Source organism: Streptomyces sp. NPDC060049 (genome assembly GCF_042736715.1).
Taxonomy (GTDB): domain Bacteria; phylum Actinomycetota; class Actinomycetes; order Streptomycetales; family Streptomycetaceae; genus Streptomyces.
This window is the reverse complement of the sequence record NZ_JBHWVV010000003.1, coordinates 411310-435250: the sequence shown is the minus strand read 5'-3', so window position 1 is coordinate 435250 and position 23941 is coordinate 411310. Positions and strand designations below refer to the sequence as shown.

Below are 23941 nucleotides of genomic sequence, written 5' to 3'. Positions count from 1 at the left end.
TCCGCTTCCCCGGCCCTGCTCACGGCCGCACCAGCTTCCGCAGATCGGCGAACCGCCGCTCACCGATCCCGTTGACCTGCCGGAGCTCCTCGACGGTACGGAACCCCCCGCGCGCCGTACGGAAGTCGACGATGTGCTGCGCGAGGACCGGCCCGACTCCCGGCAGGCCGTCCAGCTGCTCGGCCGTGGCCGTGCCGAGGCTCAGCGGCCCGGCGGCGGGACCGCTCCCGCCGGCCGGCGGCGGCGCCGGGGCGCCCACCAGCACCTGCTCGCCGTCCGTCAGGACCCGGGCCCGGTTGAGGCTGGTCGTGTCCGTCCCGGCCCGCACTCCCCCGGCGGCGGCCAGGGCGTCCTCCACGCGCGAGCCGGCCGGCAGCCGGCGTACTCCCGGGTCCAGGACCTTGCCGCTGACGTCGACCAGGATCGGACCGGCTCCCGGACCCGCGCCCACGACCCCGGCTGCGGGCACGGCGGCCCCAGCGGGCAAGGGCGGCGGCGCCACCAGGGCCGGAGCGGTCACCGGACGCGGCCGGGCCGACCACACGTGCCGGCCGGCGAACCCGACCGCCAGGGCAAGCACCACGCAGACGGCGGCCACCGTGCGCGGCTCCACCCCGCAGCGGGCCTGCAACCACAGGGGCAGCCGCTCCCGCACCGCGAGCCCCCGGCCTACCCCGCCGGGCAGCACGCCCTCCTCGGGGCGAATCACGGCCTGGGCCGGCGGCGCGGACTCGGCCGGGGGCGCGGGCCGAGGCGGGGGCGCGGCCAAGGACACCGGCGGAGCCAGGTCCGGAACCGGAGCCAGGCCCAGAGCCGGAGCCAGGCCCGGAACCTGGGCCAGGCCCGGAACCTGGGCCGCTCCGGGCCGGGCGCCACCCGGCCCGGCGGCCGCCGCCCAAGGCGGTGGCGGAGCGCCCGGCGGACGGCCGCCGCCGAGCAGCGCCTCTGCCCTGCGTCGCACCGCGGCGGGCTCGGGGCCGGGGGCACGGCGACCCCGGCGGCGCCTCAGACGGCTGTCGGAGAGCCGGGAGCGGCCGGGGCCGCTGCCTGCACCTGCGGGAGACGAAGAGGGTGACGGAGAGAACGACGGAGTACGTGCACGAAGAGTCATGGCACGACGGTAGGAGCGAACCCGGAACCCCGTTCGGAACCCTCAATTCCGGTGGATAATCATCGCGTTGTGGATATCTCCGTCACTCGAACCGGTGATCAGCCCGACCACCAGCCCGACCACCAGCCCGACCACCAGCGCGGTGATCAGCCCGGCGATCAGCGCGGGGATACGACCGCCGCCAGCAGCCCAGGGCCGGTGTGCGCGCCGATCACCGCACCGACCTCGCTGACGTGCAGTTCGACGAGCCCGGGGATCCGCTCACGGAGCCGCTGCGCGAGCTTGTCCGCGCGCTCCGGGGCTGCCAGGTGGTGCACGGCCACGTCCACGGCACCGGACCCGGCGCGTTCCACGGCCAGCTCCTCCAGCCGGGCGATGGCCTTGGACGCCGTACGCACCTTCTCCAGCATCTCGATCCGCCCGCCGTCCAGCGTCAGCAACGGCTTGACGGCGAGGGCCGAGCCGAGCAGCGCCTGCGCTGCGCCGATCCGGCCGCCACGGCGCAGGTAGTCGAGCGTGTCCACGTAGAAGTACGCCGACATCCCGGCGGCCCGCTTCTCGGCGGCCGCGACGGCCTCGTCCACGGATCCGCCGGCCTCGGACACCTCGGCGGCGGCCAGCGCGCAGAAGCCGAGGGCCATCGCGACCATGCCGGTGTCCACGACGCGCACGGGCACGGGGGCGGTCTTCGCGGCGAGCACGGCCGCGTCGTACGTGCCGGAGAACTCGGCGGACAGGTGCAGGCTGACGATGCCGGCCGCACCGGCGTCCGCGGCCGCCTGGTAGGCCCGGACGAAGTCCTCCGGACTGGGCCGGGACGTGGTGACGGAGCGGCGCTTCTGCAGGGCCAGGGCAAGGCTCCGTGCCGAGATCTCGGTGCCCTCCTCAAGGGCCTCGTCACCGAGGACCACGGTCAGCGGGACGGAGGTGATTCCGTGCCGCGACATGGCCGGTTGCGGCAGGTAGGCCGTGGAATCGGTGACGATCGCGACATGGCGGGACATGAGGCGGAGGTTACCGGCAGCCGAGGTCTTCCGGCAGCCCGGCCCCTCGCCGAGCCCTCGCCCGGCCTCTCCCAGCCCCTCTCCCAGCCCCCGCCACCCCTCAGCCCGGGTCCGGACTCGGTTCGTCGAAACCGACGACTCAGGTCGTCGTTTCCGGGCGGCGGGACTTCTGCCAGGGGTACTGCGGCGCCGCGGCGGGCTGCGTCAGCGCCGCCGGCGGTGCCTCGGGGGTCAGGGGGCCTCCCCAGGAACCGGTCGGGTGGGGAGTCTGAGCGGGCGACGGGGCCTCGGACGGGTTCGGCGCCGGAGCGGGGTACGTGAGGTCGTCGATGGATTCGCGGGACCAGTCCCGCAGGGCACCCGACTCGACCTCGATCTGGTCCGACAGCGTGGAGAGGTCGTCGGCGGCGAAGCGGCGGGCGCGGTCGCGCGCCGCCCAGCGCAGCGAGTCGGCCGCTTCCGTGATCTTCGCCGTGCGCTTCCGCAGGTCAGGCAGGTTCGCCTCGATCCGAGCGCGGTCCGGCTCCGCCTCGAGCCGCTTCAGCTCGTCGTCCAGCTCGTACCCGTGGGCGCTCAGCCGCTCGAACAGGCCCACCGACTCCTTGAGGGAGGCGTCCGTCTGCACCCCCGCGTACAGCGCCTGCTGCGTGGCCCGCATCGACGTCCGCAGATCCAGCCGCAGCTGCGCCAGCGCGCCCGAGACACCGACCTGGCCGAAGCTGCGCGCCCGCAACGTGGTGTCCTCCACGGTGCGGCGGGCCTGGGTGATGGTGCGGTCCACGCCGCGCTTGGCGGCCCCGACCACCTTCGCCGTCACGTAGACCCCGAGACCCAGAAAGGCGAACAGCAGCACTAGGACCGTGATGATAAAAGCCGCCTCCATGAGGTTCCCTTCCCCTGCCGAATAGCTCCCCTCCACCGTAAACGCCACGGGCAGGCAACGGGTTCCCTTCGAACCCCCAACCTGCCCGTACGGGAATACCCCTAGACGCGTCAGACGACGATGTTCACCAGCTTCGGCGCCCGCACGATCACCTTGCGGATCTCGGCCCCGCCCAGCGCCGCCACGACCGCCTCGTCGCCCAGCGCCAGCTGCTCCAGGTCGGCGTCGGAGATCGTCGGCGGCACCTCCAGCCGGGCCTTGACCTTGCCCTTGATCTGGACGACGCAGGTGACGCTCTCGTCGACGACGTACGCCGGGTCCGCGACCGGGAAGTCCTGGTGGACGACCGACTCGCTGTGGCCCAGGCGGTGCCACAGCTCCTCCGCGATGTGCGGAGCCAGCGGGGCGACCAGCAGCACCAGCCGCTCGGCGACCGAGCGCTCCAGCGGCCGGCCGGCCTTCGTCAGGGCGTTGTTCAGCTCGGTGATCTTGGCGATGGCCGTGTTGAAGCGCAGCGCCGCCATGTCGGCACCGGCCCCGTCGATCGCCTTGTGCAGGGCGCGCAGGGTGTCCTCGTCCGGCTCGGAGTCGACCACCGTCACGGCGCCCGTCTCCTCGTCCACCACGTTGCGCCACAGGCGCTGCAGCAGGCGGTACTGGCCGACCACGGCTCGGGTGTCCCACGGACGCGAGACGTCCAGCGGGCCCATCGCCATCTCGTACAGGCGCAGGGTGTCCGCGCCGTACTCCTCGCAGATCTCGTCCGGCGTGACGGCGTTCTTCAGGGACTTGCCCATCTTGCCGTGTTCGCGCTTGACCGGCTGGCCCTGGTAGAAGTAGCCGCCGTCGCGCTCCTCGACCTCGGCCGCGGGCACGTACACGCCGCGCGCGTCGGTGTACGCGTACGCCTGGATCATGCCCTGGTTGAACAGCTTGTGGAACGGCTCCGCCGACGAGACGTGGCCCAGGTCGAACAGCACCTTCGACCAGAAGCGCGCGTACAGCAGGTGCAGCACGGCGTGCTCGGCGCCGCCCACGTACAGGTCGACGCCGCCGTGCGGCGCGCCCTCGCGCGGGCCCATCCAGTACTGCTCGATCGCCGGGTCGACCAGCGCCTCGGAGTTGTTCGGGTCCAGGTAGCGCAGCTCGTACCAGCAGGAGCCGGCCCAGTTCGGCATGGTGTTGGTCTCGCGGCGGTAGCGCTTCAGGCCCTCGCCGCGGCCCAGGTCCAGGTCGACGAAGACCCACTCTTCGTTCCGCGACAGCGGGGTCTCCGGCTTGGAGGTCGCGTCGTCCGCCTCGAAGGTGCGCGGCGAGTAGTCCTCGACCTCCGGCAGTTCCAGCGGCAGCATCGACTCGGGCAGCGCGTGTGCGACGCCGTCCTCGTCGTAGACGATCGGGAAGGGCTCGCCCCAGTAGCGCTGACGGCTGAACAGCCAGTCGCGCAGCCGGAAGTTGACGGTCCCCTCGCCGATGCCGCGCCCGGCCAGCCAGTCGGTGATCGCGGCCTTCGCCTCGACCACGCCCAGGCCGTCCAGGGAGATGCCGTCACCCGTCGAGTTGACGATCGTGCCGTCGTACGAGGCGAAGGCGTCGTCCCACTCGGCCGGGTCGGCGTCGCGGTCGTCCGAGGGCTGCACGACGCAGCGCATCGGCAGCTCGAAGGCCTGCGCGAAGGCGAAGTCGCGGGTGTCGTGGGCCGGTACGGCCATGATCGCGCCGGTGCCGTAGCCCATCAGGACGTAGTCCGCGATGAAGACGGGGACCTGCTCGCCGCTGACGGGGTTGACGGCGAAGGCGCCGGTGAAGACACCGGTCTTGTCCTTGGCCTCGGCCTGCCGCTCGACGTCCGACTTCGACGCGGCCTGCTTGCGGTACGCGTCCACGGCGTCGGCGGGGGTCGCGGCGCCGCCGGTCCACACCTGGCGGGTGCCTTCGGGCCACTCGGCGGGGACGATCTTCCCGACCAGCTCGTGCTCGGGCGCCAGCACCATGTAGGTGGCGCCGAACAGGGTGTCGGGGCGCGTGGTGAAGACGGTGATGGCGTCGCCGTCGCCGACGGCGAAGTCGACGCGGGCGCCCTCGCTGCGGCCGATCCAGTTGCGCTGCTGCAGCTTGATGGCCTCGGGCCAGTCCAGCGCGTCCAGGTCGTCGATCAGCCGGTCGGCGTACGCGGTGATCCGCATGTTCCACTGGCTCAGCTTGGCCTTGAAGACGGGGAAGTTGCCGCGCTCGGACCGGCCGTCGGCGGTGACTTCCTCATTGGCCAGTACGGTGCCCAGCCCGGGGCACCAGTTGACGGGTGCGTCCGAGGCGTACGCCAGCCGGTACTCATTGAGGACGTCGGCCCGCTCGGCCGCGCTCAGCGCGGCCCAGGAGGCGCCGCCGGGCAGTTCGCGGGAGCCGTCCTCGAAGGCGGCGACCAGCTCGGCGATCGGGCGGGCGGTCTTCGCCTCGGCGTCGTACCAGGAGTTGTAGATCTGCAGGAAGATCCACTGCGTCCACTTGTAGTAGTCCGGGTCGATCGTCGCGAACGAGCGGCGCTTGTCGTGGCCCAGTCCCAGCCGGCGCAGCTGGACCTTCATGTTCTCGATGTTCGCCTCGGTGGACACGCGCGGGTGCGTGCCGGTCTGCACGGCGTACTGCTCGGCCGGCAGGCCGAAGGCGTCGAAGCCCAGGGTGTGCAGGACGTTGTGGCCGGTCATCCGCTGGTGGCGGGCGAAGACGTCGGTGGCGATGTACCCGAGCGGGTGGCCGACGTGCAGGCCCGCACCCGACGGGTACGGGAACATGTCCATGATGAACTTCTTGGGCCGCGCCACGACCGCCGCGGCCTTCGAGGACTCGGTCCCCGCCAGGTCACCGGTCGGGTTCGGGGCCTCGTAGGTGCCCTGCGCGTCCCAAACGTCCTGCCAGCGTGCCTCGATGTCGGCGGCCATGGCAGCCGTGTAGCGGTGCGCCTCGGCCGCCTCGGGGGCCGGGGTGTTCGTCTCGCTCATGATTTCTGAAGCTCCATCGATCGTCTCTGCCGTCTCTGCCTGCCCAAACGAAAAAACCCCTCGCACAGGAGGGGGCGCCGCGCCGAGGCCGACCGTCTCGTGGGGTCGGTGCTGTTCAGCGCGGCTCGGTAAGCAGGAGGCGTACGGCACGCATGGCGCCAGGGTACCGCAGCGGTCCCCGCGGGCGCTGCGGCCTTCCGGCCCGCGGACGCACGACGAGAAGCGGGCCACCCGATCCGGGTGGCCCGCTTCTTCATTGTGGAGCTATGGAGAATTGAACTCCAGACCTCCTGCATGCCATGCAGGCGCTCTACCAACTGAGCTATAGCCCCTTGCCTCGCTTGCCGCTTCGTTCTCCGTTTCCGGTTCCCCTTGGCGACGTCCCAAACATTACACGGTCATGGCCCTGGTCCAAAAATCGGTTTCCGCCGACCACGGGCCATGTCCGGTTTGACCCACATCGTCATGCGCGAGCCCCGTACGCGTCACGCACGGGCGAACTGGTAGAACCGCTTCAGCGTGCAGTGCTCGTCGAGCAGCCGACCGTAGATCGGCTCCCCTTCCAGCTCTCGGTAGGTCTCGATCGGGTCGCCCTTTATGATCAGCGCCCGCGCGCATTCCTCGCACCAGTACTGGTAGTCGGGGTTGATCGGCTCCATGTCCCGCACGATCGGCGTGCCGTTGTTGCACCAGTCGCACCGCCGCCGGTGTGCACCCATCCGTCAGCGACTCCCTCCCGCGTCGGGCCGTCGTCGTCCCCCTCCGGCGGTCCGATTCTGCCATGCCGGTGCGCGCCTGGGCAGCTAGGTACAAAAGCAAAGATCCCGCCCCCTGTTGGGGACGGGATCTTGATTGTGTGGAGCTATGGAGAATTGAACTCCAGACCTCCTGCATGCCATGCAGGCGCTCTACCAACTGAGCTATAGCCCCGCTCTTCGCGACGCTCCCCCCGTTTCCGGTGTTCTGCGCTGCGAACAAGAAGAACTCTAGCCTGCGACCAGCCGGAAAGTGAAATCCGGGTGGGGCCGGGCGGGAGCCGGGTGGAAGCCGCCCCGAGGCGGTGTCAGTCGTCGTCGCCGAGCACCGGTTCCGGCAGCGTGCCGGCGTTGTGCTCCATCAGACGCCAGCCGCGCGCGCCCTCGCCGAGGACGGACCAGCAGCAGTTGGAGAGCCCGCCCAGGCCCTCCCAGTAGTACGAGTCCAGGCCCAGCAAGCGGCCGATCGTCGTACGGATGGTGCCGCCGTGGCTGACCACGACGAGCGTGCCGCCCGCGGGCAGCCGGCCGGCGTGTTCCAGGACCACCGGAGCGGCCCGGTCGGCCACCTCGGTCTCCAGCTCACCGCCGCCGCGGCGGACCGCCTCGCCGCGCTTCCACGCCGCGTACTGCTCGCCGTACTTCTCGAGGATCTCGTCGTGCGTGAGGCCCTGCCACTCGCCGGCGTACGTCTCGCGCAACGCCTCGTCGTGCACCACGGACAGACCCGTGACGGCCGCCAGCTCGGCAGCGGTCGCCGAGGCCCGGCGCAGGTCCGAGGCGACGATGGCGTCGGGCCTCAGGGATGCGAGCAGCCGGGCGGCGCGGCGCGCCTGCGCCACACCGTCCTCGGTCAGCTCGATGTCCGTCGAGCCCTGGAAGCGGCGCTCCAGGTTCCACGAGGTCTGGCCGTGCCGCCAGAGGACGATCTTCCGGCCGGTCTTGCCCGGCGTGGTCGTACCGTCGAGGTTCGTGCCGCCTTGGGGGGCGCTCAGAACAGATCACCGTCCAGTTCGTCGTCGCCCTGCGTCGCACGCAGGGCGGCGTGCTCCTCGGCCTTGCCCTTCGTGAGCTTGGCGTCCTCGGGGAGGTCGATCTCGGGGCAGTCCTTCCACAGGCGCTCCAGCGCGTAGAAGACCCGCTCCTCGCTGTGCTGGACGTGGACGACGATGTCGATGTAGTCGAGCAGGATCCAGCGGGCGTCGCGGTCGCCCTCGCGGCGCACCGGCTTGACGCCCAGCTCCTTCTGGAGCTTCTCCTCGATCTCGTCCACGATCGACTTGACCTGGCGGTCGTTGGGCGCCGAGGCGAGCAGGAAGGCGTCGGTGATCGACAGCACGTCGCTGACGTCGTACGCGATGATGTCGTGCGCGAGCCGGTCGGCCGCGGCCTGGGCGGCGGCGGTGATGAGCTCGATGGAGCGGTCCGTGGCGGTCACTGGCCATGCTTTCGGGTTGGCGGGCAGATCCATACAAGGGTCTCATGTACCGCCGACACCGCCCGCGCGGAACGTCCCGCGCGGGCGGACCCGCACCTCACAGGCGCCGCCGCAGAAGGCTCAGGACGGTTTGTAATCCTTGCCCAGCGTCACCACGACGTCCGCGTTGACCGCGTTCTCGGCCTTCTTGACGGCCGTCTCGGGCAGCCCCAGGGTCTTGGCGACCTCGATCGCCCTGTCCCGCTGGGCGTCGTCCTGGTAGGTGATCTGCGACGCGGGCGCGGTCTTGTCGGCCTTGCCGCCGTCCACCAGGCCGTAGCCGCCGTTGAGCAGGGCCGCCTTGGCAGCCGTCTGGGACTTGTCGTCGCCGGTGGCGTCCTTCAGGCCGACCCTGGGGGCGGCGCCCGGCTGGGCCTCCGTGGCGGAGCCGCCGAGGACCTCTTTGACGACCTTCTTGTTGGCGTCGTCCGTGAGCCCGCCGTCGGGCTTCAGGGCGAGCACGTCGGTGCGGTAGGCGCCGACCTTGGCGTGTTCCCCGAGCTTGGACAGCAGCGCGCCGAGGCTCTGCGCGTCCAGCGCCGGATCCAGGATCTGGCCGGTGGTCTCGACGGTCATGGCCGCCGACTTCGGATCGCCGGGCACCTTGCGCAGCAGGGCGAACAGGACCTTGCCGAGCCGGTCCAGCTGCTTGGCCTCCGGTTCGCCCTGGGCCCGGTACGTGGCGTACGCGACGGCCATGGCGCCGCTGAGGCTCTGCTTCGGGCCCGCCCCGACGGCGGGGGCCTTCACCGAGTCGTCGGCGGGGACCGCCGCGTCGGTGTCGACCTCGATGCCGCCGACCAGCTCGACGAAGTTCTCCAGGAAGGGGGTGTCCAGGCGCCAGGTGCCGCCGATGTGGGTGCCGAGCACCGAGTCGAGCGACTCCTTCACGCCCAGGCCGCCGTCCGCGACCGCCTTGCCCAGCTGGGTGCCGGTGCCGTCGTCCTTGGTGACGTTCAGCCCGTTCGGCACGAGGACGGTGGCGCCCTGCCGGGTGGTGACGTTGTCGACGAGCAGCGCCGTGGAGGTGCCGCCCTTCTTGGTGTTGTGCAGGTGGACGACGATCATGTCGCGCTTCTGCGGCCCGTTGGCGGCCGCGGCGCCCGATCCCTTGCCGGGGCCCTCCAGGAAGGGCAGCTTGCCCGCGTACCAGAGGTAGCCGAGACCGCCGGCGACGAAGACGGCCAGCACCACGATCAGCGCCACCACGCGGTTGCGGCCGCGCCGCCGGGCCTCCTCGCGGCGCTCGGTCCGGCTCTCGGTGAAGGCGAGCCAGTCGATGACGTCCTCGGAGTCCTCGTCCGGCTGGTCGATGAAGTCGAACTGCTCGGTGCGGTACGAGGTCCCTTGCGCGGCCTGCCCGTCGGCCCGGCGGGGCTCCGGTACCTGCGCGGCGCCCGGCCGGAACTCCGGCTCGGGCAGGGGCGCCGGTCCGGGCGCGCTCTCCGCGGCCGGGGCCTGCGGGGCGGACTGCTGCGGGATCCACTGCTGGGTGGCCTGGGTGTCGTACCCGTAGGACTGGGCCTGGGGGTACTCCTGCTGCTGCGGCGGCTGCGCGTAGTACTGCTGCGGCTGCTGCGGCTGCCCGCCGTACGCCTGGTGGCCGTAGCCGTACTGCTGGTCGTACTGGCGCTGGTCGTACGACTGCTGCTCGTACTGCTGAGGCTGCTCGTACTGGGGGGCGGGGGCAGGGGCCGGCCGCGCGGGAGCCTGGCCGTACACGGGCCGCCCGTACGCGTCGTAGCCGACGAGCTGCTGCTCCTCGGCCGTGGGCGGACCGTACCGGTCGTACGGATCCTGTCGGTCGTTCACCGCGGGGCCCCTCTCTCCGGAAGCTCAGGCTCCCCGGTACAGCTCACGCTTGTCGATGTAGCGGACCACGCCGTCGGGCACCAAGTACCAGACAGGATCCCCCTCGGCGACGCGTGCGCGGCAGTCCGTGGAGGAGATGGCCAGCGCGGGCACCTCTACGAGGGAGACGCCGCCCTCGGGCAGACCGTCGTCGGTGAGGACGTGGCCGGGCCTGGTGACGCCGATGAAGTGGGCGAGGGCGAAGAGCTCGTCGGCGTTCCGCCAGGTCAGGATCTGGGCGAGGGCGTCGGCGCCGGTGATGAAGAACAGTTCGGCGTCGTCGTTGAGAGCGCTCAGGTCCCGCAGGGTGTCGATCGTGTAGGTCGGTCCGCCGCGGTCGATGTCGATGCGGCTCACCGAGAACTGAGGGTTCGAGGCGGTCGCGATGACCGTCATCAGATACCGGTCCTCGGCCGCCGACACGGCCCCCTGCGACTTCTGCCACGGCTCACCGGTCGGTACGAACACCACCTCGTCGAGGTGGAACAGCGCGGCCACCTCGCTGGCGGCCACGAGGTGTCCGTGGTGGATCGGGTCGAAAGTCCCGCCCATCACGCCGAGCCGGCGCTTGACCGGGCCGGTAGGCATTTCCTGCTCTCCCATGAGCGCAGAGCCTACTGGCCCGGTGGGACGGCGGGGACCCGCCTTCGATCGCTTGCGCGATGCGCGCGCGGGCTTCAGCGGTCGCGGTTCAGGCGCGTGGTGATCCACAGCAGCAGGAGGAGGATGCCGAAGGCTGCGCCGCCCGTCAGGTACGGGGAAAGGCTGTCGTGGTTGCCGCCGTGCTGCTCGGCGCCCTCCGAGGCGAGGACGACCAGGGTCTGGGCGGTGGAGGCGAGGCTCATCAGGCAGGTACCTATCGAGTCGGGGAGCGGGCGGAGACTTCGCTCACATCGTATGCGGGGGCCTGGGGCACGCTCACGCCGACTCAGGCGTTGGAGAGGATAGACGGACCGGCAGACGGACGGACCAATGGGGAGGGCGTTATGACGGGGACGGGCTTCGACAAGGCACCGGCGCGGGACCGCAGGAGGTTCCCCGGGATTTCATCACGCGCGTACGAGCATCCGGCGGACCGCTCGGCGCTGGTGGCCCTGCGCAAGCTGACCGGCTTCGACACGGTCTTCAAGGCCCTGAGCGGGCTGCTGCCCGAGCGCAGCCTGCGGCTGCTCTTCCTGTCGGACTCCGTCCGGGTGGGCGAGACGCAGTTCCCGCACCTTCACTCGATGCTGCGGGACGCCTGTTACATCCTGGACCTGGAGAAGGTCCCGCAGATGTACGTGCAGCAGGACCCGAGGCCCAATGCCATGTGCATCGGGCTGGACGAGCCGATCATCGTGGTCACGACGGCTCTGGTCGAGCTGCTGGACGAGGAGGAGATGCGGGCGGTCGTGGGCCACGAGGTCGGCCACGCATTGTCGGGACACTCCGTGTACCGCACGATCCTGCTGTTCCTGACGAACCTGGCGCTCAAGGTGGCGTGGATCCCCCTCGGCACCATGGCGATCACGGCGATCGTGAGCGCGCTGCGCGAGTGGTTCCGCAAGTCGGAGCTGTCGGCGGACCGGGCCGGCCTTCTGGTGGGGCAGGACGTGAACGCCTCGATGCGCGGTCTGATGAAGCTCGCGGGCGGCAACCACCTCCACGAGATGAATGTGGACGCGTTCCTCGCCCAGGCAGAGGAGTACGAGCAGAGCGGGGACCTGCGCGACTCCGTGCTCAAGATCCTCAACATGCTCCCCCGGACGCATCCCTTCGCCACGGTGCGGGCGGCGGAGCTGAACAAGTGGGCGCAGAACCGCGACTACCAGCGGATCATGGACGGCCACTATCCGCGGCGCGAGGAGGACAAGGACACCTCGGTGACCGACTCCTTCCGCCAGTCCGCGGCGCACTACGCCGACTCGGTGCGCACCAGCAAGGACCCGCTGATGAAGCTGGTCGGCGACATCGCCGGCGGCACGGCGGACCTGGGCGGCAAGCTCCGGGACAGGTTCACCGGTGCGGGTACGGGAACCGCCGCGGGCGCTCCCGGCGGCCAGGACAAGGGCGCGGCCCCGGGCGGGGCTACTGGACAGGGCTGACGCCCTGCTCCGGGGCGGCCGTCGGTGCCAGGACCCCGCAGAGCCCGGCCGTGCGCCGCGGGTGGCCGCTGGCGTAGGGATCGCTCGCGGCCGGGCCGACCGTCGCGGGGCCCGCTCCGGCCGGCATCGGGCGAAAGCCCGGCGCCGGGTCGGCGGAGCAGTCCTGCGGGCCGGCCATCACGTAGGCGGAGACGAGCTCGGCCCGTCGGGCCGTGAGGTCTTCGCGGTCGAAGCGCAGCCGTAGTTCGCGGCGGACGGTGAAGAGCGAGGACCCGTCGGCCGCGGCGGGCTGACCGGTGGCCGGGTGGACGGCGTAGACGAAGGTGTGGTCGGTGGTCACCTCCAGCTTGTCGGGGGTGACCTCCTGGAAGGCGAGGGTGCCGCTGACCCGTACCCGGGTGTCGGCGACCACGGCGACGGCGGGGTCGAAACGGACCAGCCAGCCCGTGACGGAGTGCCGCCCGTCGCCGGCGGGCGCGAGCATGCTCTGGTCGAACTGGGTCAGCTGGTCGGGGTCGAGCAGGACCCGCACGGGCCGGGAGGCGGCTCCGGACAGGATGTCGGGGTCCAGCGAGGACTGCACCAGGTAGTCCTTGGCGATGGTCAGGGCGGCGAGTACCTGGCTGTCCGCGAAATGGTGCGTGCGGCGCACGGCGGGAAGGGTGATGCCGGCCGCCCCGACGCGGTACTGCGCGGCCGGACTCTTCGCGTACAGGTCGGCCGGGCGGCCGCCCGGGACGGCTTCGGAGGGCGCGAGCGGCACGACGGTGCTGGTGAGCGCCTCCGCCGGCCCCTCGGGCGCCGGCACGTAGGGGTTGCGCAGGCCCATGTAGACGGCTGCGGCGAGCGCCAGGGTGATGCACAGCACGATGATCCGGCCCTGCCGGGCCGCCGCCCCGCGGGAGCCGCCGCCCGGTCCGGCGGATCCCCCGGCCGACCAGAACGACCGGCTCCGTACGGCGCGGGCGTGTTCGCCCATGCGTTCCTGCGCGGAGAACTCCTGGAGTCGGGCAGCTCGGACGAAGTCGTCGTCGAAGACCACCGACCGGTACTCGTCCGACCGGAATTCGTCGTCGCCCCCGTCGGTGCCTTCGGGGGTGCCGTTGGGTGGATCTCCTGATACGGCCATCGCTTCTCCCCGCTGTCCCCGCTTCAGAGAAGCCCCCGGCTCCGGTGAAAGGGAGCGGGGTCGTACCTTCAGGGTTGGCGGCCGACGCGGTCCATAAACTTGCCGGCCCCGGCGACTTCGCCCATCGGGGTACTGGCGGGCGCCGGAGCGGGTTCGGTGTCGCCGGCCGCGCTGCGGTAGACGGCACTGAAGGCGAGCGCGACCATGCCGAGGCCCATCACGAAGGCGAGGATCCAGGCGACGGGGCGCAGCCAGGGCGCGCGGCCCCGGTAGGGACGCAGGCTGCCGCCGTACGCGCCGTAGGGGCCGTCCGCGTAGCCGAAACCGTGGCCGTGGCCGTGGTCCCAGCCGGAGTCGTCGGACGGGTACCCGTCCGGGTGGCCGTAGGCGTAGCCGTCGTAGTCCTCGTCGCCCGTCCAGCCGCCGGCAAAGGCGGCGCGGGCGGCTTCGGCCGCTTCGGCGCGCGCCCGCTCGCCTGCCCGCTGGCGCTCCGCGGCGCTCGGCTCACGGATCTCGGCGTTCCGGACGAAGTCCTCGTCGAACACCACGGAGGCGAAGTCCTTGTCCGCGCCTCCGCGGTCGTCGTCGGGCTCCCCGTCGTCCGGGAACTTTTTGCCCCCCACGTCGTCCGGCACGCATCCAGCGTAGACCTGGGGGGCACCTTTGGGCAGGGTGTACGCCGAGATCCGGCCACACGGTGTTCGGGGGTCGACTACCGTACGTGACCGTCGCCGGTGACGATGTACTTGGTCGAGGTGAGCTCCGGGAGACCCATCGGGCCCCGGGCGTGCAGCTTCTGGGTGGAGATCCCGATTTCCGCGCCGAATCCGAACTGACCACCGTCGGTGAACCGGGTGGACGCGTTCACGGCGACGGTGGTCGAGTCGACCAGCTGGGTGAAGCGGCGCGCGGCGGCCTGCGAGGTGGTGACGATCGCCTCGGTGTGGCCCGAGGTCCAGCGGCGGATGTGGGCGACGGCGTCGTCGAGGGAGTCGACGACGCCGGCGGCGATGTCGTAGGAGAGGTACTCGGCGGCCCAGTCCTCGTCCGTGGCGGGCAGCGCGGTGACCTTGGTGCCTTCGGCGTACGAGAGCACCTCGCCGTCGCCGTGGACGGTCACGCCGGCTTCGGCGAGGGCGTCCAGGGCCAGCGGCAGGAAGGCCGCGGCGATGTCGCGGTGGACGAGGAGGGTCTCGGCCGAGTTGCAGACGGAGGGCCGCTGCGCCTTGGAGTTCACGAGGATGTCCACGGCCATGGCCAGGTCGGCCTGCGCGTCCACGTAGACGTGGCAGTTGCCGGTGCCGGTCTCGATGACCGGGACGATGGACTCCTCGACCACGGTCTTGATGAGGGAGGCGCCGCCGCGCGGGATGAGGACGTCGACGAGGCCGCGGGCGCGCATCAGCTCGCGGACGGAGTCGCGGGACTCGCCGGGTACGAGCTGGATCGCGTCGGCGGGCAGGCCCGCCCCGGTGATGGCGTCGCGCAGGATGCCCACGAGGGCCGTGTTGGAGGCGTAGGCGGAGGAGGAGCCGCGCAGCAGGACGGCGTTGCCGGACTTCAGGCAGAGGGCGGCGGCGTCGACGGTGACGTTGGGGCGGGCCTCGTAGATGATGCCGACGACGCCGAGCGGGACGCGGATCTGGCGGAGGTCGATGCCGTTGGGGAGGGTGGATCCGCGGACCACCTCGCCGACGGGGTCGGGCAGGGCCGCGACGTCGCGGACGTCGGAGGCGATGGCCTTGACGCGGTCGGGGGTGAGGGTGAGGCGGTCGATGACGGTCTCGCTCGTCCCGGCCTCGCGGGCCTTGGCCGTGTCGACCGCGTTGGCCTCGACGATCTCGGCGGTACGGGCCTCCAGCGCGTCCGCGATGGCCAGCAGGGCGGTGTCCTTGGCGGACCGCGGGAGCGGGGCGATGGCCGCGGCGGCGGTGCGGGACCGCTGCGCGGTGGCGATCACGGGCGAGGTGGTGGCATCGAGCGAGGTCATGCGGCCAGGGTAATCCCCCGGCGGGGCCCGGTCGGTGGGGTTCCACCCCGCGAGACGCCTTTCTCACGCGGCGCTCGCACCGGGCGGCGCCTGGGCACCTTCCGGGGTCGGCTCCGCCCCGGCCAGGAGGACGCGGTCCCGTCGCCGGGGCCGGGCGGCGCGTCAGTAGGGGTGTACGCCCACCGGGTGCGCGGGGGGCGGACCGTAGCCCTCGGCCACGCGCTGGTGGTAGGTGGACCGGTCGATGACCTCCAGGCCGACGATCTCCCAGGCCGGGAGCTTCGCCGAGGAGCGGTGTTCGCCCCAGAGGCGCAGGGCGACGGCCGCCGCGTCGTGGAGGTCGCGGGCCTCCTCCCAGTAGCGGATCTCCGCGTGGTCGTCGGCGTAGCGGCTGGTCAGCAGGAAGGGGTGGTCGTGGGCGAGCTGCTCCAGCCCGCGGCGGACCTCGCACAGCGGCGCGGGCTTCCCGGAGACGCTCAGGGTGATGTGCCACAGGCGGGAGGAGTCGCGCTCCTCCACGCTCCCGCCGACGTCACCGTCCCCGGTGCCGACGCTGGTCAGCGCTCGTCTCACCAGCCGCCTCCTTGTCTGCGCCTACCTGTCCGCCCCTCACAGTTGACCAGTCCCCGGCCGACCGCGCGGCGGTTTTGCCGAACCTCAGCCCTGCAGCAGGACCAGATCGTCCCGGTGGACGACCTCCCTCTCGTACTCGGGTCCGAGTTCGCGCGCGAGCTCGCGCGTGGAGCGGCCGAGGAGCCGCGGAAGCTCCTTGGCGTCGAAGTTGACGAGGCCGCGGGCGACGGCCCGGCCGTCGGCCGAGCGCAGTTCGACGGGGTCGCCGGCGACGAAGTCGCCCTCGACCGAGGCGATGCCCGCGGGCAGCAGCGAGCTGCCGCGCTCGGTCACCGCACGGACGGCCCCGTCGTCCAGTACGAGGTGCCCCTGCGGGGTCGACGCGTGTTGGAGCCAGAGCAGCCGGTCGGTGGAGCGGCGGCCCGTCGAGTGGAAGAGGGTGCCCGTCGCCCGTCCGGCCAGGGCGTCCGCGGCCTGGCTGGCCGAGGTGAGGACGACCGGGATGCCGGCCGCCGCGGCGATGCGCGCCGCCTCGACCTTGGTGGCCATGCCGCCGGTGCCGACACCCGCCTTGCCGGCGCTGCCGATGCTCACGTGCGCGATGTCCTCGGGGCCGCGGACCTCGTCGATGCGGCTGGTGCCGGGCAGGGACGGGTCCCCGTCGTACAGGCCGTCGACGTCGGAGAGCAGGACGAGGAGGTCGGCGCGGACGAGGTGGGCCACGAGCGCGGCGAGCCGGTCGTTGTCGCCGAAGCGGATCTCGTCGGTGGCGACGGTGTCGTTCTCGTTCACGACGGGCAGCGCGCCCATGGCGAGGAGCTGGTCCAGGGTCCGGTAGGCGTTGCGGTAGTGCGCGCGCCGGCTGGTGTCGTCGGTGGTGAGCAGCACCTGGCCCACGCGGACCCCGTACCGGGCGAAGGAGGCGGTGTACCGGGCGACGAGCAGGCCCTGGCCGACGCTGGCGGCGGCCTGCTGGCGGGCCAGGTCGGTGGGGCGGCGGCGCAGGCCGAGCGGGGACAGTCCGGCGGCGATGGCTCCGCTGGAGACCAGGACGATCTCCTTCTCGCCGCCGCTGCGGGCCTTGGCCAGTACGTCGACCAGGGCGTCGACCCGGTCGGCGTCGAGTCCGCCGGCCGCCGTGGTCAGGGAGGAGGAGCCGACCTTGACCACGATCCTGCGCGCGTCGAGCACACCCTGCCTAGCCGCTGACACTTCTGTCCCCTTGCCCCTCGCCGTGACTGACCCTGTCCGCTCAATCTACGGGGTAGCCGGACGGGGCCGCCCTCGGGTTTCAGACCGTGGACGTACTGCGCGCCTGCTCCGATTCTCCGGCCTCCGGCTTCGTCCCCGGGATGAGGATCTTGCGGGAGAGGACGAAGGTGAACGGGATGGCCAGGACCGCCGCTACCAAGGGTGCGATCTTGGTGTTCATGTCGGCCCAGGTCACGAGCGCGTACAGGCCGGCGGACTGGATCACGTAGTTCGTGATGTTGGTCAGCGGGAAGAGCAGGAACTTCTTCCAGGTGGGCCGGGTCCGGTAGGTGAAGTAGGTGTTCATGAAGAACGACCCGACCATGGCCAGCACGAAGGCGAGGGAGTAGGCGGCGAAGTAGGGCATGAAGGGGTGCAGGAGCAGGTACAGCACGAAGAAGGTGCCGGTGTTGACGCCGCCCACCAGTGCGAACCGGACGATCTGGCCCAGCTGCGTCTTCCTGTCGGATGTGTTCGGCATCAGCTGCTGCGCTCCGCGATCACGCTCTCGGACACGATGGTGCCCCCGGTCTTCCTCGCGTCCCCGGCGCCGCGCAGGTCCCGGGACGACGGCTCGGCGCCGTGCGACTCCTTCACGAGGAAGTGCGGCCGGCGCTTGGTCTCGTAGTAGATGCGGCCGATGTACTCGCCGATCAGCCCCAGCATGATCATCTGAACGCCGCCGAGGCCGACGATGATCGCGACGAGGGTGACGTAGCCCGGGGAGTCCACGCCGTTGGTCATCGCCGAGATCGCGATCCACAGGGCGTACAGGGCGGTCAGCCCGACCAGCGACACGCCCGCCCAGATCCCGATGCGCAGCGGCCGGTTGTTGAAGGAGATCAACCCGTCCATGCCGTAGTTCACCAGGGAGCCGAACTTCCACTTCGTCTCGCCGGCCTCGCGCTGGGCGTTGCGGTAGTCGAAGTGGACGGTGTCGAAGCCGATCCAGGAGAAGAGGCCCTTGGAGAAGCGGTTGTACTCGGGCAGAGACAGCAGGGCGTCCACGGCGGGACGGGACAGCAGCCGGAAGTCGCCGACACCGTCGGTGAGCTCCACGTCGACCCACCGGTTGATGCCCCGGTAGTAGAGGCGGCTCAGCGCCGTGCGGAGCTTCTTGTCGCCCTCGCGGGTGCGGCGGGCGATGATCTGGTCGTGTCCCTGCCGGTAGTAGTCGAGCATGGTGGCGATGAGCTCCGGCGGGTGCTGGAGGTCCGCGTCCATGATGACCACGGCGTCCCCGGTGGCCTCGCGCAGGCCCGCGAGCATGCCGGCCTCCTTGCCGAAGTTCCGGCTGAAGGAGACGTAGCGGGTCTGGTCGGTGTACTGGGCCGCGATCTTGCGGAGCTTGCCGAGGGTGCCGTCCCGGCTGCCGTCGTCGACGTAGCAGACTTCGTACGCGACGGGGAGGGCGTCCAGGACCTTGCGGATCTCCGTGTCGAAGCTGTCGATGACGGCTTCCTCGTTGTAGCAAGGGACTACTACGGACAGCTTCATGAGCACTTCCTGCGGGTCCGAACGGGTGATTGTCGGCGACCGGACCAGCCACTCACCTCTTCCTTAGAAGTATGCACGCCGGTCGCGGGGCTGCCGGGGGTGAGTGCGGCACACGGTAGCTTTGACTGGATAAACGGAATGAAACAAAGGGATCGAGGTGCACGTGCCTGACGTCTCCGTGGTCGTCATCGTCTACAACGACGCAGAGCGTCTGCCGACAGCCGTCCAGTCGGTTTTGGACCAGACCCTGCACGGGGTCGAAGTCGTGATCGTCGACGACTGCAGCAAGGACCGGTCCTACGCGGTCGCCCAGGAGCTCGAGGCCGCGCATCCGGGGAGGGTGCGCGCCTTCCGGCTTCCGGAGAACAGCGGGGGCTGCGGCGCCCCGCGCAATCACGGCATCAAGCAGGCCACCGGCACCTACGTCATGTTCCTGGACAGCGACGACGTGCTGGAACGCAATGCCTGCCGCAACATGCTGGACGCCGCCGAGCGGACGGACTCCGACCTGGTCTCGGGCATGTGCGTACGCGTGCACCTCGACAACCGGTGGGGCAAGACCACGGAGTGGTACCCGTGGATCTACGCGCACACCCGCACGCTGGAGTCGATCACCGAGTACCCCGACCTGCTGGTCTACGACACCCTCTCCACGAACAAGTGCTACCGGCGCGCGTTCCTGCTGGAGGAGGGCCTGGAGTTCCCGGTCGGCATCCACTACGAGGACCTGCTCTTCTCCGCGCAGGCCTACGTCGCCGCCCGCCGCATCACGCTCATCCCGAACCGCGTCTACTTCTGGAACGTGATCGAGAACGCGGCGGCGAAGTCGATCAGCAACCGGCGCCACGAGATCGAGAACTTCGCCCACCGGATGGAGATCCACCGCCGCGTCGACGAGCTGCTGGCCGCCAAGGGCCACTCGGAGATCAAGTCCGCGAAGGACGCCAAGTTCCTCAAGCACGACCTGGTGCTGCACCTGCGGGACCTGCCCCTGGTCGGCGACGCCTACCGCCGGCAGTTCGCCCGGCTCGCCAACGGCTATCTGGCCGGCATCGACCCGGCGGCGTACGGCCACGTCACGAACCTCCAGGCCATCTGCGCCTACCTGCTGGGCAAGGAGGACTGGGACAACCTCCTCGCGGCCGCCGACGCCATGATCAACAAGGGGCGGCTCACCTCCCCGCTCGCCGAGCGCGATGGCCGCGTCTACTGGTGCGCGGCACACCTCGACGACGTCGAGGCCCGCCGGATACTGGACGTCACCGACCAGGGCTTCGACACCACGCCGCTGACCGCTCTCACCCTGGGCAACCGACTCACCTCCTACGAGGACGACGGCCGCGGCACCGTCACCCTGTCCGGCGCCGTCGTGAACCCGCTGGGCCGGATCAGCCCCGAAACGGAACTGAAGGCCTCGCTCGAACTCCGGGCGCGCCGGCAGATCGGGGTCCGCTCGTTCAGCTTCCCGGTGTCAACCGTGCGCCACGCCGGTGACACGATCGAGTGGAACGTCACGGCCGACATCGGGAGCACCGTCCGCCCCCTCGGCATCATCGACGCGGTCTGGGACGTACGCCTGAAGTTGACGGCCGGCGGCTCCCGGCTCACCACCCGCGTCTCGGTCGGCGGGGTCGACCTGGAGAGGGCGGCCCGGCTGCGCGTGCGCCCCCGGCTGACGCGGCTGGTCTCCGACCGCTTCGAGCCCGAGGTCACCAAGAAGGGCAACCTCTCCTACGTCCTGACCGCCGAGGGCGCCGCAGCCGTGCGCACCCAGACGCTGATCAACAGCGCGATGCACGGCAAGGCCGCCGGCGTGGTCAAGCGGGGCTTGCGCAAGGCGCTGCGGACCCGCCGCAACCTCGGCTCGGGCGAGCAGAAGGTGAAGATCTACCACGAGGTCTTCTCGAAGCTGCCGGTCAAGAAGGGCACCGTCGTCTTCGAGAGCCACATGGGCAAGCAGTACAGCGACAGCCCGAAGGCGATCTACGAGGAGATGGTGCGGCGCGGCGTGCCCTTCGAGGCGATCTGGTCGTACGCGGGCGGCAAGCCCACCGGCTTCCCCAAGGAGGCCACGCTGGTGCGGCGCTGGAGCTGGCCGTACCTGCGCGCGCTGGCGCAGGCCGAGTACTGGGTCGACAACCAGGGCTTCCCGCTGGCCCTGGCCAAGCGCCCGGGAACCACGTACATCCAGACCTGGCACGGCTCGGCGCTCAAGCGGATGGGCTTCCACGAGCCCCGCACCAAGGCTCAGGACCGCGCGGGCCAGCTCCGCTTCCAGGCGGCCGTCGACCGCTTCGACCACTTCCTGATCCGCTCCGAGCACGACACCCGCACCCTCGCCAAGGGCTTCCGCCTGCGGGACGAGGTGCTGCTGCGCACCGGCTACCCGCGCAACGACGCCCTGGTCGCGGCGCAGCGCTCCGAGGCGCAGAGCGGCGAGCGGGTCCGCGGGCCCCTCGCCGGCGAGTTGGGGATCGACCCGGAGAAGAAGGTGCTGCTGTACGCGCCCACCTTCCGGGCGAACGCGGACGGCGCCGTCGAGGGCTTCGAGTTCCCCTTCGACGTGGAGGAGTTCGCCGACCGGCTCGGTGACCGCTTCACGCTGCTGGTGCGCACGCACTACCTCAACAGCGTCTCGCTGCCGCCGTCGGTCGCGGGCCGGGTCATCAACGTGTCCAGGCACCACGACATCACGCCGCTGCTGGCGCTCGCCGACGGGCTGATCACCGACTACTCGTCCGTGATGTTCGACTACGCGGTCCTGGACCGGCCCATGCTGTTCTTCGCGTACGACTACGAGCAGTACGCGACGGACATCCGCGGCACCTACTTCGACCTGAAGGAGAAGGCCCCGGGCCCGGTCGTGGCCACGGCGGACGAACTGCTGCAGGCCCTCGCCGCCTTCGACGAGGCCGACGCCAAGTACGCCGAGGCGCGCCAGCGCTTCCTCACCGAGTTCGGCGAGTACGACCGCGGGGACGCGGCCGCCCGGATCGTCGAGAAGTTCTTCACCAGGAGCGGCAAGTGACCCAGCAGACCGCCTCCGTGCACAGCGCCGAGGCCCCGCGGGACCCGGCCGGGGGACGTGACGTCTTCCTCGTCTCCAACAGCGTCGACGAGCTCGGCGGCGTGACGACCTGGTCGCACCAGATGGCCCGGCTGTTCAGCGAGCGCGGACACCGGGTGCACGTCGTCGGCATCTCCCCCGTCGCCGAGGAGATCCGTCAGAAGCTCCCCGCCGACCTGCCGTACGAGACGACCACGCTGTACGACGCCCCGCCGCCCGCGGCCCGCAAGCTGCGCGGCATCAAGGGCCGGCTCAACGCGCCCGAGCGGCGCCGCCAGGCGGCCCGCCGGGCCAAGATGCGGGCCAAGGCGGACCAGTTGGGCGAGCTGCTGCGCGCGGCCCGTCCCGGCGGCGTCCTGATCGTGACCCAGGTCTGGGCGATGGAGTGGGTGGCCCTCGCCGACACCAAGGGGTTCACCGTCATCGGCATGAGCCACGAGTCCTTCGAGGCCAGCCAGAAGTCCACCCGGGGCCAGCGCGTCCGCCGCCTCTACGGGGAGGTCGACCGGATGCTCGTGCTGACCCCCGAGGACGCGGACCTCTGGATCCGCTCGGGCATGGAGAACGTCGCCAGCATGCCGAACCCGCTGCCGTTCATGCCCGACTCCCCCGCCCCGCGCACCGAGAAGGTCGTGGCGAGCGTCGGCCGCCTCGCCTTCGAGAAGGGCGTGGACCTGCTGCTCGACGCGTGGGCGGACGCCTCGCCCCAACACCCCGGCTGGGTCCTGCGGATCTACGGGGCGGGCGTGGAGGAGCCCACGCTGCGGGCGCACGCCGCCGAGCTCGGGGTCGAGGACTCCGTGGAGTGGATGGGCAGCACGGACGACGTTCTGGGAGCGCTGCGCGGGGCCTCGGTCTTCGCCCAGGCCTCGCGCGCCGAGGGGTTCCCGATCACGCTGCTGGAGGCGATGGCCGCGGGCGTGCCGGTGGCCGCCTTCGACTGCGCGCCGGGCGTACGGGAGATCGTCGAGCACGGCGAGGACGGGCTGCTGGCCCGGCTCGGCAACACGATGGAGCTCGCCGGACTGCTGAACCGGCTGATGTCCGACCGCGCACTGCGCGACCGGCTGGGAAACACCGCGTTCCACCACGTGCAGCGGTACTCCAGCGCCGAGATCACCGACCGGTGGGAGGAGCTGTTCTCCTTCCTGGAGCGCTGATCCAGACCGTACGCACGAAGGCGCCCGCCCCGGTCGAGTCCGGGGCGGGCGCCTTCGTACGCGGCCGTGGCCGGGCCTGTCAGGCCTTGTCGCGGGCCTCCCAGCCCTCCCAGGCCGAGGAGATCATCTCGCGCACGTCGTGGCGGGCCTTCCAGCCCAGCTCGGCGGTGATCCGGTCGGCGGAGGCGACGACCTTCGCCGGGTCGCCGGCACGGCGCGGGGAGACCGCGGGCGCGTAGGCGGCGTCGGTGTGGCCGGTGGTCTCGTTCACGAGCTCGACCATCTCGCGGACGGACACGCCCTCGCCGCGGCCGATGTTGACGGTCAGGTCCCTGAACTCGCCCTGCGCGCCCCACTCGACGAGCTTGCGGGCCGCCACCACGTGGGCCTCCGCGAGGTCCGCGACGTGGATGTAGTCGCGGATGCAGGTGCCGTCCGGGGTCGGGTAGTCGTCGCCGAAGATCCGCGCGCCCTCGCCCTTGTCGAAGCGCTCGAAGATCATCGGGACCAGGTTGAAGACCCCGGTGTCGGCGAGCTTCGGGGTGGCGGCGCCCGCCACGTTGAAGTAGCGCAGGCAGGCGGTGGAGATCCCGTGTGCCTTGCCGGCGGCGCGGACCAGCCATTCGCCGGCCAGCTTCGTCTCGCCGTAGGGGCTCAGCGGCAGGCACGGCGTGTCCTCGGTGACGAGGTCTACGTCGGGCATCCCGTACACGGAGGCGGAGGAGGAGAAGAGGAAGTTGCGGATGCCCGCGGCCGCCACGGCACCGAGCAGGACCGTGAGGCCGTGCACGTTCTCGTGGTAGTAGTGCAGGGGCTTCTCGACGGACTCGCCGACCTGCTTCTTGCCCGCGAGGTGGACCACGCCGGTGATCTCGTGCTGGGCGAAGGTCTCGTCCAGGACCTTCCGGTCCAGCACGGAACCGACCACCAGCGGCACGCCCTCCGGGACGCGGTCGGCGTTGCCCGTGGAGAGGTCGTCCAGAACCACGACCTCCTCACCCGCGAGCAGCATCGCGCGGACGACGTGCGCCCCGATGTAACCAGCACCACCAGTGATCAGAAACGTCATGCGTAACTCCCTAGTTCTCTTTCGTGTCCCTGGCCGCGGCT

The 23941-nt window shown here is 71.1% G+C and carries 21 protein-coding genes and 2 tRNA genes; 3 read left to right on the top strand and 20 right to left on the bottom strand.

Translation table 11 applies throughout. The annotated features are described in order from the left end of the window. Positions 1–19: 19 nt before the first annotated feature. From ACFWBY_RS07205 to ACFWBY_RS07150, 12 genes are all read right to left on the bottom strand, one after another. Positions 20–961 carry a helix-hairpin-helix domain-containing protein gene (locus ACFWBY_RS07205; RefSeq protein WP_385337305.1) on the bottom strand — a complete coding sequence of 314 codons (942 nt, stop codon included), beginning with the start codon at positions 959–961 and terminating at the stop codon, positions 20–22. 308 nt (positions 962–1269) lie between these two features. Next, positions 1270–2115: a DegV family protein gene (locus ACFWBY_RS07200; RefSeq protein ID WP_385337308.1), complete on the bottom strand. Its 846-nt coding sequence runs from the start codon at positions 2113–2115 to the stop codon at positions 1270–1272. A gap of 139 nt (positions 2116–2254) precedes the next feature. After that, positions 2255–2998: a hypothetical protein gene (locus ACFWBY_RS07195; RefSeq protein WP_385337311.1), complete on the bottom strand. Its 744-nt coding sequence runs from the start codon at positions 2996–2998 to the stop codon at positions 2255–2257. A gap of 110 nt (positions 2999–3108) precedes the next feature. Beyond that, the gene (leuS, locus tag ACFWBY_RS07190) at positions 3109–5997 is read right to left on the bottom strand and encodes a leucine--tRNA ligase (RefSeq protein ID WP_385337314.1); all 2889 of its coding nucleotides are present in this window, start codon (positions 5995–5997) and stop codon (positions 3109–3111) included. Between the two features lie 259 nt (positions 5998–6256). Further along, positions 6257–6329: transfer RNA gene (locus ACFWBY_RS07185), tRNA-Ala, on the bottom strand. A 153-nt stretch (positions 6330–6482) separates the two neighbouring features. Next, the gene (locus tag ACFWBY_RS07180) at positions 6483–6716 is read right to left on the bottom strand and encodes a hypothetical protein (protein ID WP_112446589.1); all 234 of its coding nucleotides are present in this window, start codon (positions 6714–6716) and stop codon (positions 6483–6485) included. Positions 6717–6854: 138 nt separating this feature from the next. After that, positions 6855–6927 (bottom strand) — tRNA-Ala (locus ACFWBY_RS07175). 133 nt (positions 6928–7060) lie between these two features. After that, entirely contained in the window at positions 7061–7747 is a 687-nt protein-coding gene (locus ACFWBY_RS07170; protein ID WP_385337454.1) for a histidine phosphatase family protein, read from the bottom strand. Then, on the bottom strand, positions 7744–8190 hold the full coding sequence (rsfS, locus tag ACFWBY_RS07165; protein ID WP_215023265.1) for a ribosome silencing factor: 447 nt from the start codon (positions 8188–8190) through the stop codon (positions 7744–7746). The genes ACFWBY_RS07170 and rsfS overlap by 4 nt, the downstream gene beginning before the upstream one ends. Positions 8191–8310: 120 nt before the next feature. Then, complete coding sequence (locus ACFWBY_RS07160) at positions 8311–10041, bottom strand: LCP family protein (RefSeq protein ID WP_385337318.1); 1731 nt, start codon at positions 10039–10041, stop codon at positions 8311–8313. Positions 10042–10065: 24 nt separating this feature from the next. Beyond that, complete coding sequence (gene nadD, locus ACFWBY_RS07155) at positions 10066–10683, bottom strand: nicotinate-nucleotide adenylyltransferase (RefSeq protein WP_385337322.1); 618 nt, start codon at positions 10681–10683, stop codon at positions 10066–10068. Between the two features lie 74 nt (positions 10684–10757). Next, positions 10758–10925, bottom strand: a complete 168-nt coding sequence (locus ACFWBY_RS07150) for a hypothetical protein (RefSeq protein WP_385337325.1) — start codon at positions 10923–10925, stop codon at positions 10758–10760. A gap of 141 nt (positions 10926–11066) precedes the next feature. On the opposite strand from ACFWBY_RS07150, the gene ACFWBY_RS07145 reads away from it, so the two are divergent. Continuing rightward, positions 11067–12164: a M48 family metallopeptidase gene (locus tag ACFWBY_RS07145; RefSeq protein ID WP_385337328.1), complete on the top strand. Its 1098-nt coding sequence runs from the start codon at positions 11067–11069 to the stop codon at positions 12162–12164. On the opposite strand, the gene ACFWBY_RS07140 is transcribed toward ACFWBY_RS07145, so the two are convergent. The 7 genes from ACFWBY_RS07140 to ACFWBY_RS07110 form a co-directional block, all read right to left on the bottom strand. Continuing rightward, positions 12148–13293 carry a hypothetical protein gene (locus ACFWBY_RS07140; RefSeq protein WP_385337331.1) on the bottom strand — a complete coding sequence of 382 codons (1146 nt, stop codon included), beginning with the start codon at positions 13291–13293 and terminating at the stop codon, positions 12148–12150. The genes ACFWBY_RS07145 and ACFWBY_RS07140 overlap by 17 nt on opposite strands. A gap of 68 nt (positions 13294–13361) precedes the next feature. Beyond that, positions 13362–13928, bottom strand: a complete 567-nt coding sequence (locus ACFWBY_RS07135) for a hypothetical protein (RefSeq protein ID WP_385337334.1) — start codon at positions 13926–13928, stop codon at positions 13362–13364. Between the two features lie 77 nt (positions 13929–14005). Further along, on the bottom strand, positions 14006–15283 hold the full coding sequence (locus ACFWBY_RS07130) for a glutamate-5-semialdehyde dehydrogenase (RefSeq protein ID WP_385337337.1): 1278 nt from the start codon (positions 15281–15283) through the stop codon (positions 14006–14008). 162 nt (positions 15284–15445) lie between these two features. After that, complete coding sequence (locus tag ACFWBY_RS07125) at positions 15446–15856, bottom strand: hypothetical protein (RefSeq protein ID WP_385337340.1); 411 nt, start codon at positions 15854–15856, stop codon at positions 15446–15448. A gap of 84 nt (positions 15857–15940) precedes the next feature. Next, a complete protein-coding gene (gene proB, locus ACFWBY_RS07120; protein ID WP_385337343.1) occupies positions 15941–17068 on the bottom strand; it encodes a glutamate 5-kinase in 1128 nt (375 codons plus the stop codon). Positions 17069–17147: 79 nt separating this feature from the next. Then, a complete protein-coding gene (locus ACFWBY_RS07115; protein ID WP_385337346.1) occupies positions 17148–17588 on the bottom strand; it encodes a GtrA family protein in 441 nt (146 codons plus the stop codon). Continuing rightward, the gene (locus ACFWBY_RS07110) at positions 17588–18604 is read right to left on the bottom strand and encodes a glycosyltransferase family 2 protein (protein WP_385337349.1); all 1017 of its coding nucleotides are present in this window, start codon (positions 18602–18604) and stop codon (positions 17588–17590) included. Before ACFWBY_RS07110 ends, ACFWBY_RS07115 begins: the two co-directional genes overlap by 1 nt. 157 nt (positions 18605–18761) lie before the next feature. On the opposite strand from ACFWBY_RS07110, the gene ACFWBY_RS07105 reads away from it, so the two are divergent. Together ACFWBY_RS07105 and ACFWBY_RS07100 are read left to right on the top strand one after the other, a co-directional pair. After that, positions 18762–21632, top strand: coding sequence for a CDP-glycerol glycerophosphotransferase family protein (locus ACFWBY_RS07105; protein ID WP_385337351.1), 2871 nt, complete (start codon positions 18762–18764; stop codon positions 21630–21632). After that, complete coding sequence (locus ACFWBY_RS07100) at positions 21629–22831, top strand: glycosyltransferase (protein ID WP_385337354.1); 1203 nt, start codon at positions 21629–21631, stop codon at positions 22829–22831. Before ACFWBY_RS07105 ends, ACFWBY_RS07100 begins: the two co-directional genes overlap by 4 nt. Positions 22832–22910: 79 nt before the next feature. On the opposite strand, the gene galE is transcribed toward ACFWBY_RS07100, so the two are convergent. Continuing rightward, on the bottom strand, positions 22911–23900 hold the full coding sequence (gene galE, locus ACFWBY_RS07095) for a UDP-glucose 4-epimerase GalE (protein ID WP_385337357.1): 990 nt from the start codon (positions 23898–23900) through the stop codon (positions 22911–22913). Between the last annotated feature and the right edge of the window lie 41 nt (positions 23901–23941).

Excerpts from the sequence above, each read along its gene's own strand:
- ACFWBY_RS07180 (WP_112446589.1), bottom strand. The coding sequence starts at position 6,716 with ATGGGTGCACACCGGCGGCGGTGCGACTGGTGCAACAACGGCACGCCG.
- ACFWBY_RS07130 (WP_385337337.1), bottom strand. The coding sequence starts at position 15,283 with ATGACCTCGCTCGATGCCACCACCTCGCCCGTGATCGCCACCGCGCAG.
- leuS (WP_385337314.1), bottom strand. The coding sequence starts at position 5,997 with ATGAGCGAGACGAACACCCCGGCCCCCGAGGCGGCCGAGGCGCACCGC.
- ACFWBY_RS07200 (WP_385337308.1), bottom strand. The coding sequence starts at position 2,115 with ATGTCCCGCCATGTCGCGATCGTCACCGATTCCACGGCCTACCTGCCG.
- ACFWBY_RS07115 (WP_385337346.1), bottom strand. The coding sequence starts at position 17,588 with ATGCCGAACACATCCGACAGGAAGACGCAGCTGGGCCAGATCGTCCGG.
- galE (WP_385337357.1), bottom strand. The coding sequence starts at position 23,900 with ATGACGTTTCTGATCACTGGTGGTGCTGGTTACATCGGGGCGCACGTC.
- ACFWBY_RS07150 (WP_385337325.1), bottom strand. The coding sequence starts at position 10,925 with ATGAGCCTCGCCTCCACCGCCCAGACCCTGGTCGTCCTCGCCTCGGAG.
- ACFWBY_RS07145 (WP_385337328.1), top strand. The coding sequence starts at position 11,067 with ATGACGGGGACGGGCTTCGACAAGGCACCGGCGCGGGACCGCAGGAGG.
- ACFWBY_RS07110 (WP_385337349.1), bottom strand. The coding sequence starts at position 18,604 with ATGAAGCTGTCCGTAGTAGTCCCTTGCTACAACGAGGAAGCCGTCATC.
- ACFWBY_RS07195 (WP_385337311.1), bottom strand. The coding sequence starts at position 2,998 with ATGGAGGCGGCTTTTATCATCACGGTCCTAGTGCTGCTGTTCGCCTTT.
- nadD (WP_385337322.1), bottom strand. The coding sequence starts at position 10,683 with ATGGGAGAGCAGGAAATGCCTACCGGCCCGGTCAAGCGCCGGCTCGGC.
- ACFWBY_RS07140 (WP_385337331.1), bottom strand. The coding sequence starts at position 13,293 with ATGGCCGTATCAGGAGATCCACCCAACGGCACCCCCGAAGGCACCGAC.